This window comes from Bacillus sp. C1 (assembly GCF_054570475.1).
The window spans coordinates 502,399-515,237 of the sequence record NZ_JBTMZT010000001.1 but is presented as its reverse complement, the minus strand read 5'-3'; the positions used below and the strand labels follow the sequence as shown (position 1 = coordinate 515,237).

General features: G+C 36.8%; 16 protein-coding genes. 6 read left to right on the top strand and 10 right to left on the bottom strand.

Annotated features, from left to right (window positions below; all coding sequences use genetic code 11):
- Window positions 1-60: 60 nt before the first annotated feature.
- On the top strand, window positions 61-246 hold the full coding sequence (locus ACX5JI_RS02780) for a YqzH family protein (protein WP_459499566.1): 186 nt from the start codon (window positions 61-63) through the stop codon (window positions 244-246).
- Between the two features lie 29 nt (window positions 247-275).
- Here the strand turns inward: ACX5JI_RS02780 and ACX5JI_RS02775 are convergent, their stop codons facing one another.
- Window positions 276-1,070, bottom strand: coding sequence for an SDR family oxidoreductase (locus ACX5JI_RS02775; protein WP_459499565.1), 795 nt, complete (start codon window positions 1,068-1,070; stop codon window positions 276-278).
- Between the two features lie 9 nt (window positions 1,071-1,079).
- A complete protein-coding gene (locus ACX5JI_RS02770; protein ID WP_459499564.1) occupies window positions 1,080-2,033 on the bottom strand; it encodes an MBL fold metallo-hydrolase in 954 nt (317 codons plus the stop codon).
- Between the two features lie 167 nt (window positions 2,034-2,200).
- On the opposite strand from ACX5JI_RS02770, the gene proI reads away from it, so the two are divergent.
- Window positions 2,201-3,040, top strand: coding sequence for a pyrroline-5-carboxylate reductase ProI (gene proI, locus ACX5JI_RS02765; protein ID WP_459499563.1), 840 nt, complete (start codon window positions 2,201-2,203; stop codon window positions 3,038-3,040).
- A 53-nt stretch (window positions 3,041-3,093) separates the two neighbouring features.
- On the opposite strand, the gene sdaAA is transcribed toward proI, so the two are convergent.
- The 3 genes from sdaAA to rnz all read right to left on the bottom strand — a co-directional run bounded on the left by sdaAA (window position 3,094) and on the right by rnz (window position 6,560).
- On the bottom strand, window positions 3,094-3,972 hold the full coding sequence (gene sdaAA / locus ACX5JI_RS02760) for an L-serine ammonia-lyase, iron-sulfur-dependent, subunit alpha (protein ID WP_459499562.1): 879 nt from the start codon (window positions 3,970-3,972) through the stop codon (window positions 3,094-3,096).
- Between the two features lie 18 nt (window positions 3,973-3,990).
- Complete coding sequence (gene sdaAB, locus ACX5JI_RS02755; RefSeq protein WP_459499561.1) at window positions 3,991-4,650, bottom strand: L-serine ammonia-lyase, iron-sulfur-dependent subunit beta; 660 nt, start codon at window positions 4,648-4,650, stop codon at window positions 3,991-3,993.
- A gap of 986 nt (window positions 4,651-5,636) precedes the next feature.
- Entirely contained in the window at window positions 5,637-6,560 is a 924-nt protein-coding gene (gene rnz / locus ACX5JI_RS02750) for a ribonuclease Z (protein WP_459499560.1), read from the bottom strand.
- A gap of 188 nt (window positions 6,561-6,748) precedes the next feature.
- Between rnz and ACX5JI_RS02745 the strand changes: the two genes are divergently transcribed.
- Window positions 6,749-7,003, top strand: a complete 255-nt coding sequence (locus ACX5JI_RS02745; protein WP_459499559.1) for a DUF3932 family protein — start codon at window positions 6,749-6,751, stop codon at window positions 7,001-7,003.
- A gap of 155 nt (window positions 7,004-7,158) precedes the next feature.
- Window positions 7,159-7,680 (top strand): YhcN/YlaJ family sporulation lipoprotein, encoded by a 522-nt coding sequence (locus ACX5JI_RS02740; protein WP_459499558.1) that lies wholly within the window; start codon window positions 7,159-7,161, stop codon window positions 7,678-7,680.
- A 157-nt stretch (window positions 7,681-7,837) separates the two neighbouring features.
- Here the strand turns inward: ACX5JI_RS02740 and ACX5JI_RS02735 are convergent, their stop codons facing one another.
- On the bottom strand, window positions 7,838-9,076 hold the full coding sequence (locus ACX5JI_RS02735) for a DNA polymerase IV (RefSeq protein ID WP_459499557.1): 1,239 nt from the start codon (window positions 9,074-9,076) through the stop codon (window positions 7,838-7,840).
- Between the two features lie 158 nt (window positions 9,077-9,234).
- Between ACX5JI_RS02735 and ACX5JI_RS02730 the strand changes: the two genes are divergently transcribed.
- Window positions 9,235-9,441 (top strand): hypothetical protein, encoded by a 207-nt coding sequence (locus tag ACX5JI_RS02730; protein WP_459499556.1) that lies wholly within the window; start codon window positions 9,235-9,237, stop codon window positions 9,439-9,441.
- Window positions 9,442-9,650: 209 nt separating this feature from the next.
- Here the strand turns inward: ACX5JI_RS02730 and ACX5JI_RS02725 are convergent, their stop codons facing one another.
- Together ACX5JI_RS02725 and ACX5JI_RS02720 are read right to left on the bottom strand one after the other, a co-directional pair.
- Window positions 9,651-10,769, bottom strand: a complete 1,119-nt coding sequence (locus tag ACX5JI_RS02725; protein WP_459499555.1) for a tripeptidase T — start codon at window positions 10,767-10,769, stop codon at window positions 9,651-9,653.
- Between the two features lie 124 nt (window positions 10,770-10,893).
- Entirely contained in the window at window positions 10,894-11,436 is a 543-nt protein-coding gene (locus ACX5JI_RS02720; protein ID WP_459499554.1) for a GNAT family N-acetyltransferase, read from the bottom strand.
- 256 nt (window positions 11,437-11,692) lie between these two features.
- On the opposite strand from ACX5JI_RS02720, the gene prli42 reads away from it, so the two are divergent.
- Window positions 11,693-11,785 carry a stressosome-associated protein Prli42 gene (gene prli42 / locus ACX5JI_RS02715; RefSeq protein ID WP_459499552.1) on the top strand — a complete coding sequence of 31 codons (93 nt, stop codon included), beginning with the start codon at window positions 11,693-11,695 and terminating at the stop codon, window positions 11,783-11,785.
- Between the two features lie 115 nt (window positions 11,786-11,900).
- Here prli42 and ACX5JI_RS02710 read toward each other — a convergent pair whose 3' ends face one another.
- Both ACX5JI_RS02710 and ACX5JI_RS02705 read right to left on the bottom strand, forming a co-directional pair.
- Window positions 11,901-12,140: a DUF3894 domain-containing protein gene (locus ACX5JI_RS02710; RefSeq protein WP_459499551.1), complete on the bottom strand. Its 240-nt coding sequence runs from the start codon at window positions 12,138-12,140 to the stop codon at window positions 11,901-11,903.
- Window positions 12,141-12,203: 63 nt separating this feature from the next.
- Window positions 12,204-12,764: a L,D-transpeptidase gene (locus ACX5JI_RS02705; RefSeq protein WP_459499550.1), complete on the bottom strand. Its 561-nt coding sequence runs from the start codon at window positions 12,762-12,764 to the stop codon at window positions 12,204-12,206.
- Between the last annotated feature and the right edge of the window lie 75 nt (window positions 12,765-12,839).

The window sequence follows — 12,839 nt, the reverse complement described above, 5'->3', positions numbered from 1 at the left end:
TTTTTTTATACTTCAAGTACAATAAAAGCAATACATGTATACATGCGAGCGGAGAAAAATATGAATGAAAAATTAATTGAGAAGATGTTAATAAAAAGTTTTCGGCAATATCAATGTACGCCTGTTTCAAAAGAGGATCAGGAAAGTTTAATTCAGAATATCCAAACAATGATTGGTTCTGAACTTGATATCGATGTATATGAAGCTATTGAGGATATTGTTTATGAGTACATTACAGGAAAGTAAAAAATAGGAGATTTCCAAATGGAAATCTCCTATTTTTTACTTAACGATTTACCTGCTACACGTTCAAAAATCCCTGGAAATAGTGCAAAAAGTTTCGGCCCAACACTCATCCATTTTGGCAAATTTACTTCACGCTTTTTCGTGTGCATCGCTTTTACAATTTGTTCTGCTACATATGTCGGCTTTAACATGTAACGCCCCATATTTTTTACATATGTACCAGATTGATCGGCGATCTCAAAAAAGTTTGTATCAATTGGCCCCGGATTAATTGCTGTTACATGAATATTTGTATTTGAAAGCTCCATACGTAAGCTATTCGTAAACCCTAATACCGCATGTTTACTTGCTGCATATGCACTAGATTTTGGCGTAGCAATTTTCCCTGCTAACGAAGCCACATTAATGATATGTCCACTATTTCTCGCTACCATATGAGGTAATGCCGCTTTCGTACAAGCTACTAATCCAAATACATTGACCTCGAACATATCTTTCACTTCGCCCATAGATGCTTCTTCAAATGTTTTAAAAATACCAAATCCCGCATTATTTACTAATATATCGATTTGTCCTACATCTGTTAGTATTTTTGCAAAGGCAATATGAACCGCTTCTTCTTTGCTTACATCTAATACATAATAATAGCAAGGTGTATTGTAAGTCGTTTGAATTTTTTCGGCTAACTTCTGTAACTTCGCTTCTGTCCGTGCTATTAATACAGGGACCGCTCCTTGTGATGCAACTTGCATCGCGATTTGTTCTCCGATCCCACTAGAAGCTCCGGTAATGACGATTACTTTTTCTTGTAAACGTCCCATCATCGCTGTCACCTACTTTGCATAATAAATCAATTGTGGCGACGATTCATCAATCATCACTTGTTGATTATATGCTAAAAAGTCTAATTGTCCAACTGTTTCTGAAATCGTAAGTGGCAATTGTTCTTTATATAATACAGGAAATAATTTCACACATACTTCAAAAGCTGTCATCGGTTTTTCTTTTAATAATTCTAATACTTTAAATGCACGTGTCCCTTGCTTTTGTAACCTTCCCTCGATCAACTCTTTCACACTCACAATATCTTCTCCATGACCTGACAAAATACGTGAAATATTCATGTTACTTAAACGTTTTAATGTTTGATTATACTGTAGTAAAGGTCGCGCTCTCTCTGTCTGTCCTTCATATGGTGGTTCTAAAATTGGATTTGAAGAAATATGACTAATTAAAGCATCCCCACCAATTAACAATCCATCTCGTTCCCTATATAAGGAAATATGAGTAGAAGCATGCCCAGGTGTTTCAATCACTGTAAACTCAGGTAACGATTCAATACTGTCTCCTTCTCGTACAGTATGTGTTAATGATCGGTTACAAGAATATTTAAGTGTTTTTGTTGTAAGTAATGCTTCATTTTGCAAAAATGCTTCTGGAACTCCAAATTGTAATGCTGCTTCTTTAAAAAATTGCTGATAGCGCCTCAAAAACTCAGCATTCTGCGTGATCCATGGTTCATTCCATGGATGGCCAACAATATTTGTCCTCTCAGAAAATGTATTTAAAAGCCCACAATGATCAGCATGATGATGTGTAATCACTACTGTTTCAATGTCTTCTATTTTGTATCCTAAAGTTCCTAATTGTGTTTCTAATGCACATTTTGCTTCTTTTGTATTTGTCCCTGTATCAATTAATGTTAATGATTCTCCTTCTACTAAAAATACATTAACTGTCTCAACTGCAAATGGAACAGGAATCTCCATTCGATGAATTGCTCCCATATTTATGCCCCCCCGTCTCTCTCCGGTTCAAAAATGAATCCCTCTTCAGTTTACAACTTCCATAAAAATTTGTCATTATTTTCAGATAAAAAGAAGGTGTTTTCGATAACAAAAAGAATATATGTAAATTTATAAGTTTTTCTTACAAAAAAGAAGGAGGCTTCATCATGTCTATTCAAAATATTTCCTTTTTAGGTGCTGGATCAATAGCTGAAGCGATTATTGCTGGTTTATTAGATGCGAATGTCGTAAAGGGTGAACAAATTACAGTAAGTAACCGCTCAAATGAAACAAGATTACAAGAATTGCATACAAAGTATGGTGTAAACGGAACCCACGACAGACGAGAACTACTGGCTCATGCAAATATCATTTTTCTAGCAATGAAGCCAAAAGATGTTGCAGAAGCCCTTACACCTCTTAAAGAATATATAACAAATAACCAACTTATCATTTCATTATTAGCAGGTGTTTCTACAAGCTCTATTACAAGCCTGCTTCAAAAAAATGTTCCGATTATCCGTGCAATGCCAAATACTTCAGCAGCCATCTTAAAATCAGCTACAGCTATTTCTCCTTCCTTGCATGCAACAGAGCAACATGTTCATATCGCGAAATCTTTATTTGAAACAATCGGACTCGTTTCGGTGGTAAAAGAAGATCATATGCATGCTGTTACTGCGCTATCTGGAAGTGGTCCTGCGTATGTGTATTACGTAGTTGAAGCAATGGAAGAAGCTGCGAAACAAATCGGCTTAGAAGAAACTGTGGCTAAATCTCTTATTTTACAAACAATGATTGGTGCGGCTGAAATGCTGAAGGAAAGTACGAAGCACCCTTCCATCTTACGAAAAGAAATTACCTCTCCTGGTGGAACGACAGAAGCTGGAATCGAAGTATTGCAAAGTTTTCATTTTCAGCAAGCACTCGTTGCTTGCATTACACAAGCAACAAAACGCTCCCGTGAACTCGGAAAAACATTAGAACAATTAACCAAAGAAAATTAAAAAAAACGAAGCTCAGAAAATAACTCTGTGCTTCGTTTTATCATAATCATTTCTTATTTACTACTCTTCCCAAAAATCTCTTCTTGGAGACGACGTCCTGTTGGCGTTGCTGCTAGCCCACCTTCAGCCGTTTCACGAAGAGCAACTGGCATTGTTTGACCAATTCTAAACATCGCTTCAATCACTTCATCACATGGAATTGTGCTTGTTACATCAGCTAGTGATAAATCCGCTGAAATCATGGCATTTGAAGCACCCGCTGCATTACGTTTTACACAAGGAACTTCCACAAGTCCAGCAACCGGATCACATACTAACCCTAGCATATTTTTTAAGGCAATCGCCATCGCTGTAGCTGCTTGCTCCGGTGTTCCCCCAGCCATTTCAACAGCTGCCGCTGCTGCCATCCCACTTGCTGAACCAACTTCAGCTTGGCAACCTCCAGCCGCACCTGAAATACAAGCATTATTAGCCACAACCATCCCAAATGCCCCTGCTGTAAATAGAAATTCAATCATTTCTTCACGTGTTGGCTGTAATTTTTCCTTAAGTGCAAATAGAACACCTGGTACTGTTCCAGCTGACCCAGCTGTTGGCGTTGCACAAATGATTCCCATCGCGGCGTTCACTTCATTTGTTGCAACTGCTTTGCTCACTGCATCCAAAATTGTATGGCCAGATAAGCCTTTTCCACTCTTCATATATTCTTGAACTTTAACAGCATCGCCGCCCGTTAAACCAGTCGGTGATTTTACACCACGAATTCCACGTTCTACTGCTTGTTCCATTACAACTAAGTTCTTTTCCATTCCGGCAAGTACTTCTTCACGAGAGATACTTCTTGTCTCCATCTCACATTGAATCATAATTTCTGCAATTTTTACCTTTTGTTCTTTAGCTTGTGCCACTAGTTCCGCTGCGTTCCGAAACATGGTGTATCCCCCCTGCAATTAGTCCATAATTGTTACTTGACAAATATTTGATTGTCCTTTGATTTCCTGAATTACTTCATCTGCTAATAATTCATCCGTTTCAATAACCATTAATGCTCTTCTCCCTTTTTCCTTGCGAGAAACACTCATTGTACTAATGTTAATTTCGTGTTTAGCAAGTATAGAAGCTACAGATGCAATTGCTCCAAAGCGGTCATTATTCACAATCAGAAGTGCCGGACTTGTTCCTGATAGTTGTAAATCAAATCCATTTAATTCTACCACTTCAATCTTTCCGCCACCGATTGAACAAGCAACCACTTCAATTTCCTCTTCTCCTTTATACAAACGAATTCTCGCTGTATTCGGGTGTGGTGCATTCGCTTCTTCTTCAATGAAATTCACTTCAATTCCATGCTCTTTTGCAATTTCTAGCGCGCTTGGGATACGCGTATCATCTGTTTCAAATCCTAGTATGCCCCCAACCAACGCTACATCCGTACCATGGCCACGATATGTTTTTGCAAATGAACCATATAGTGAAATGACAATCTTTTCCGGTTCATGACGAAAAAGTTGTCGCGCAACTTGCCCCATTCTTGCTGCACCTGCTGTATGTGAGCTAGATGGTCCAATCATAACTGGACCGATAATATCAAATACTGATCGATATTTCATCGTAATTCCCCCTAAATCTTCTATGAAAAATGCCTTACTACTATTCTATTAAACTGCCACATCCGTCGCTTTCCCACCTGCACCACGAATTTGCTATGCTGTACGAATTGGATAATTCTCGAATAGAAGTGAGCCAATATATCCTGAAACGAGACCAGATACCATAGTATATAAATCCAAATTAAAAAACTAACATCAAACCATTCTTTTCAGATGGATGAGAGCATCCGGCTATGGATAGAAGCCGTCAGTGCCTTTTTTAGCCCCATTCCATGTGAAAACAAAAGGAGAAAATGAGTGAAGGTCTCTGTCTGTTCTTCATAACCATAATGTATCTGTTAGAAAATCACATTGAATTATATATAAGAAACATACTGTTATTTTCATCGGATCATTAAGGCCATACATCACCATAAGTCCTACAATAATAATACATGCAATTAAAACGAATCCTTCTGGTACACGTTTTTTCAATTTGCTTTACTAAAAATGAGATGAGATAACCCAGCTATAAACCCTGGGAGCAACCAAAATTTTAACACAGAAGCGCCTACAAGCATAGCATAAACAGGCAATACTCCAACTTCTTTCAAAAACGAGATTCCAATTAACTTTCCATGATGCCCTCTTCCTTTTAGTCAATTTCAATTCATTACGAAAAACGGCTAAAATACACGCTGTAATTCACGATAAATTGTAATGTGCCCTCATTATAGCTCGTTTTTGGTAAAACGCTTACTTTTTGAATTTTTAAACTTCTAAACCACACTTCATTTCCTTCTTTTGTATCCAAAGACAAAAAGTATACAACCGTTTTTCAAAACAAATGATATTGTGTATTTTTTCATATTCCTTCAAGAACATCAAAATCTCTTCACTACTTTATATAAATAGTAAATGATAACAGTTCTATCTATGCAATAGAGAACATTTTTTTACGCAAAATAAAACAATGACAAACTTATGTTGTCATTGTTTGTAAAACGTTACCTTTCTACTGGAAAACATTTTAAATCCATCGCCATTTCCGTATTTACAAACAGCGCCCGTGCTTCTTGTAACAATTCCTTGTATGTATCTCCTTGATACCGCGAACTAATGTGAGTCAATATTAATCGTTTCACATTCGCTTGCAATGCAATACTTGCTGCCTGTCTTGTCGTTGAATGAAAATAATCATGTGCCTGCATTTCATCAACTGCTGCAAACGTCGCTTCATGAACAAGTACATCCGCATCTTGCGCAAGCTCTCTACTCGCTTCACAATAACGCGTATCTCCTAATATCGTAATAATTCTCCCTTTTTGCGGTGGACCAATAAAATCTTCCCCATGTAAAACTCTTCCATCATCTAACTCTACTGTTTCACCATCTTTTAACCGCTTAAAGATTGGTCCTGGTTTCACTCCTGCTCCTAATAATTTCTCAACAAGAAGATGCCCCTTTATATCTTTCTCTACAATGCGATATCCAAAGCATTCAATTCCATGCGATAACCTCTTCGTTTCTACAGAAATTTGAGGGTCTTCAAAAACAATACCTTCCTCTGTAATTTCAACAATTTCAAGTGGGTATTTAACATGTGTTTTACTCACTGATAAGGCCACTTCAACAAATTGCTTAATTCCTTTTGGACCATAAACTGTTAATGGCGTTGTCCCTCCTTGAAAAGAGCGACTCCCTAATAAACCAGGTAAACCAAAAATATGGTCACCATGTAAATGTGTAATAAATATTTTTTCAATGCGACGTGGTCGCACAGATGTATGTAAAATCTGATGCTGCGTCGCTTCACCACAGTCAAATAGCCATGTTTCTCCTCTTTCCTCTAACAATTGCAAAGCAATTGATGAAACATTTCTTCCTTTTGAAGGAACTCCTGCACCCGTTCCTAAAAATACAAAATCCATCTTTTTCCTCCAGCTCTTTATATACTCTATCTTCCATCTTACGGAATGTTATTTCAAATGGCAAATCAAACTTCCTGTACCACTCATCTAGACGACTATATAACACGAACATTAAAGACAAAAAACTTAACATTCGTTCGTGTTTTGTAGTAAAATGATCATATCATATAGAAAAGGAGCCGTTAACTATGAAAGAAGTATTTCGTTTACAAACTGATTTGTCTTCTTCATTTGATCGCTGGGTAAGTTCTTTCGTTTCTGATAATCCCGCACAATTACAATGGACAACTTTAAAAGAATTAATCCATGAATACACAACTTTGCATACAACTCAAACATTGCCAGAATACATTTCTTCTTCCACTACATATTATGCACAACGCATTTCAACATCAAGCAATTCAGAGATTGTGATTTATGAAAATCCTTCTATCTCATATTAAATTGAGGTACTAAACATAAAAGGTATCGATTTTCGATACCTTTTTACATTCTCATACATACATCAATCCGCTAGCCCTTCTTTTAATCATTCTTATGCATAACAAACAGACAACTGGTCATTTTAAGAACATAGTATGATGAAGGAGGGTTACCATTGAAAAATGTAAAAATGCTTACAATCTTTTGCTTAACAGCTATTTCGCTATTTGGGTGTGCAGGAGCTCAAAAGGATAAGGCGCTGGATAATCGTGAAAACAACGGCATTCGAAATGTTAGATATGAAGGTAACAATACTGATTTTCAAAGGGTTAGAAATAATACGAATGACTTCACCAATAACGAAACACGACTACACGTAGCAAATAAAGCAGCTGACCGAATTGTTGCATTAAAGGAAGTCGACAAAGCAAATGTAGTCGTCACAAACAGAAACGCCTATGTTGCAGTTGTTTTACATGAAAACGTAAATGTCATCACAAAGCAATTAGAAAACAAAATTGCTGATCGAGTAAGAGCTACAGATTCTGATATCCGCAATGTATTTGTATCATCAAACCCTGATTTTGTAGATCGAATGAGAAACTATGTAGACAAAATTAATCAAGGTAAACCAGTAACGGGGTTATTTGAAGAATTTACCGAAACCGTTCGAAGAGTATTTCCTAACGCTCGTTAATCAAACAGCCTGATTGAACTCCCCTCCTCTACAAGAACTTAAACGTGTGGGACACAACAACAGTTCCTTTCAATAAAAAATGAGTAACTACGGACTTTATAGCTTTAGGCTAGCTAAACATAAAAGGTGTCATGATCTAAAACTGTCATGACACCTTTTACATAAATTTATTTTCTAATTTTTGCTGAAAAGATTTCTCCTGGTTTCGAAACAACTGACTCCCTCTTTGTAAAATAGGAGTTCCATACTTCTCATTAATCTGATCAATGACAGCTAGTAGCGGTTCTTCTTTCGCATCTTCTTCAAATGAAAATAAGTCTAGCTGCTTCATTGATTCTGTTTTCCACTCTAGCTCCGTAGCCGTAACGCCAAGCAACCTGATGGGATCACCATCCCAATGCTCTTTCCATAAACGTGAAGAAGCTTGGAAAATATCACGTTCTTGCCAAATCGCATTCTTTAATTGTTTGCTCCTTGTTACCGTACGCCGATCATAATATTTAATCATAACTTGAATGTTATAGCTGACAAGAGTCCGTTTTTGTAACCTTTTGCTAACCGATTTCGATAACTCCTCTAACATAGCAAGCAATTCTTTCTCTTCGTCTATATCTCGAGAAAATGTTTTCGAATTTCCAATGCTCTTATGTTGCCCCATTTGATTTGGATCGACTTCCCTGTCATCCATACCTTTTGCACGTTTTTGTAACTCGGCACCATGATTGCCTATTTTGGTGCGAATGACATGCTCTTCACCCTTTGCTAAATCTCCAATTGTATGTATATGAATGTCTTTTAGCTTTTCAGCCGTTTTCTCACCAATTCCGTGCATCGATTCAACCGGACATGGCCAAAGTAACTTCCCGATATCTCGTTTCCGAAACACAGTAATCCCAAGCGGTTTTTTCATATCGGACGCAGTCTTCGCAAGAAAAAGATTGGGAGCTATCCCAATGCTGCATGGGAGTTGCAGTTCTGTTAATAATGCTTGCTGGATCATCTTTGCAATCTCAAGTGGTGAACCTAACCCATAACAATCTGTTATATCTAAATACCCTTCATCTATAGAAACTGGCTGTATCTTTTCCGTAAACCGCGAAAGAATTCGAAACATCTGAAACGATGCCTCACGATATAACGTAAAATTCGGTGGCTTTACAACTAATTCCGGACATAGCCGCTTCGCTTCCCAAAGCGGCATAGTTGTCCGCACTCCATATTTCCTTGCTTCATAACTACATGTGACAATAATTCCTTTTCTCTCTTTTTCATTGCCTGCAATTGCTAATGGTTTTCCTTGTAACGACGGATCATGCGCAATTTCAACTGATGCAAAAAAACAATTCATATCAACGTGGAGAATGACACGGCCATTTTTCGGGTACATTTCTCTCATATTTCCCCCTCCAAACAGAACGTTCGTTCCTTATTTTCATTATATCAAATTCAACGAAAACTGTGGATCCTTTCACTGACAAAAATCACGGTCTTTTCTATTATATTTTTGATATACTTACATTATTAATGGATAATTCTGTAAAAGGAGTGATAATTATGAACAACAATAGTAAACTCAATTACACGTTTCTCGTTATTATATTCATTATTGCTATTAACTATTTACTACTACCTATTTTCAATATTAACGTTAATACCTTCACACTTCTCCCTCACGTAGTGCGTGTCGCAACAACATATATACTCCCATGGATGTTTTTATATTGGCTGATTCGCCTTGTAAAAGCAATTGAATCCAAATAGAGTTCAACTAATCGGACCTTTATGGACAGTTGATTCCCCATCTATCTTCCTTATTTCTCTCTGAATCTTGAGGTAGCGGGCTTACTCGCCCGGTAAGGCGAGATAAAGTGAAACTTTAATCAATGAGGTTTTACTGCCCGCAAATAGCAGGATAAAAAAAGAACGTGTAAACCAAATAAGGTCTACACGCTCTTTCTCCTATATTACAATTACTTCGCAACTTCCTCAATAATCGCAACAACCAATTCTGCTGTTTTTGCTAATTCTTCTACAGGAATCTTTTCATTTGTTGTATGAATCTCTTCATAACCAACTGCTAAGTTTACTGTTGGAATACCGTGTCCAGCAATCACGTTTGCATCACTTCCGCCACCACTTTGGTGAAGAGAAGGTGTACGACCAATTTTTTCAGCAGCACGTTTTGCAACTTCTACAACATGATCACCATCAGCGAATTTAAATCCTGGGTACATAACTTTCACTTCAACATCTGCTTGACCGCCCATTTCTTTTGCAGTTGTTTCAAACGCTTCTTTCATTTTTGCAACTTGTTCTTGCATTTTTTCATCTACTAAAGAGCGAGCTTCTGCAAAGATTTGCACATGATCACAAACGATATTTGTTTGTGTGCCGCCTTCAAAACGACCAATGTTTGCCGTTGTTTCAGAATCAATACGGCCAAGCGGCATTTTTGAAATTGCTTTTGCTGCAATAGTAATAGCAGAGACACCCTTTTCAGGAGCTACACCAGCATGAGCTGTTTTTCCGCGAATAATTGCATTTACTTTTGCTTGCGTTGGTGCTGCAACTACGATTTCTCCAACTTTCCCATCGCTATCTAATGCATAACCATATTTCGCTGTAATACGATCACGGTCTAATGCTTTCGCACCAACAAGACCAGATTCTTCACCAACTGTAATAATGAATTCAATTTTCCCATGAGGAATATTTTTTTCCTTTAAAACACGAATTGCTTCAAACATAGAAGCTAATCCAGCTTTATCATCTGATCCTAAAATAGTAGTACCATCTGATACGATATAACCGTCTTTAATAGAAGGCTTAATTCCGTTACCAGGAACTACTGTATCCATATGAGAAGTGAAGTAGATTGTATCTACTCCTTCTTTTGTTGCTGGTAAAGTACAAATTAAGTTACCCGCGCCATGTCCAGTTACACTCATTGTGTCATCTTCGAATACTTCAACACCTAAATCAGTAAATTTCTCAGTTAACACTTTGCAAATTTCTGCTTCATATTTTGTTTCAGAATCTACTTGAACAAGTTCCATAAATTCATTTACTAAACGTTCTTGATTAATCATGAGAATGCGCCTCCTGCACTTACGTTTCTATGTAACAGTATTAATTATAACAGAATTTCGAAAAAGTTTCGAAAGACACGAAAAAAACGATGGTTCACACATCTAGATCACCATCTGTTCTCTTCTACTCGTTTAAAAGTACCCAGCGCATATGATCTTCCCAAATCTCATTAACCATTAACATTTTCCGAGACACTCCCTCATATTGAAAACCAAGCTTCGTTACAACTTGGATAGAAGCTAAATTGCGAGGCATAATTGGGGCTTCTATTCGGTGTAAATGAAATTCTTGAAAAGCGACATCAATTGCTTTTCTAAGCGCTTCTGTCGTATATCCTTTATTCAATTCGTCTTTATCTAATTTATAACCGAGAACACACGATTGATAAATCCCTCTCACAATTAAATTAAAAGAAATACATCCAATAATATTCGTATGGTCTCCTTTCTTAAAAATCCATAATCGAATGATTTTTCCGTCTTTACATTCTTTTCTATCTTTTTGCAATCGTTTCTTTTGATAGTCTAGTGTGAAAAAATCATCTGGTCGATACTCTTCCCACGCCTTTAAAAACTCACGATTTTTATCGTAATATTGAAGAACGTGCTCTGCATACGACTCATCAAGTTCTCTTAATTGTAACCGTTCTGTTTCATATATTTTCATGATCGTATCTCCATTCTTCACCTAATAAAGCGTTTATCTCACTTTTACTATTTAGTAACATCTAGAATGAAATTGAAAGAGAAGTGAGGGGCATTCTCCTAAAAAACACTGACCGCATTTTTCTATATTCTCCATCCATTCTAAAATATCCTGTTGAATTGTAGAGATACTCCTTGAATTTTGTCTTCCATACCCTCTTGTCCCTCATTTCATTTCTCGATACAATAAAGTTGAACCAATTGTAAGGAGGATTCAAATGAGCAAAAAAGCACAAAAATTTATGATATACGTTATGCTATTTTCCATGCTTGTAACAACATTGCTGGCAGGCGCAAGTATGTTTTGGTAAAAAGGGCGGTACCAGCCGTCTTTTTTACTTTCTAAGTATATACAAACAGGCTGTTTATTCTCTTAGATAGATAATAAACAGCCTGTCCAACCTGAATTATTTTAATGACTACTATTTATTTCATGATTAGCACAATCGCAACAATGCTAAACATGAAAGCCATAACAAGCCCCATAACAAAACTTGTATACTGTTTCTGCTGAAACGCTCCAATTACAAATGTTAAATTAAGTAACGCCATAAATACAATAGATACAAGAAAAGAGCATATATTAAAAGCTGCCAATATGAACGTAACAACGAATAAGACGCCAATGAAAAATTGCATATAAGAAAGCCTTGGATTCAAATACATACAAGCAACTCCTTTTCCTATTATCTTTGTATATTCTCATTAACGCATGATTATATACACATGTCAAGACAACTTGGATAGAAAGAAAAAGTCAACTTGTAAGTTGACCTTTTCATACGCAATAGCTCCTTTTTCTTTTGCAAGTTGCTGAAACGTTCTTTTCGATTTTACAATCCACACCTTCGTTCCAATTGGAATACGATCAAATAAATATTCCACATCTTGTTTCTTCATCCTTATACACCCTTGTGAAATATACTTCCCAATTGAACTTGGCTGATTTGTACCGTGAATACCATATTTACTCCCGTCAGTACCTCGTGCGTTAAATCCCATCCACCTCGATCCAAGCGGATTTTTTGGTGAACCGCCAGGGATGTCCTTCGCAATATAATACGGATCTTTTGCTTTCATTACAATGTCAAAAGTACCTTCTGGTGTTAACTTGTTTGTTTTTCCGGTTGCTACAGGAAAAACTTTTTGAATTTTACCATCATCAATATAAGCAAGTTTATTCGTCTGCTTATTTACAATAATAAATGGGTCTCCTGCTCTTGGATTATCACCAAGAGGCCAAATTGGTGAAAGGGAAAAACATAATAGCAAGGATAGAAAATACGACATGATTCATTCCTTCCTTCTATATATAAATCCATTTTAACTTTTCGGTATAGGGAGAAAACGAACTCTGACCGCTGC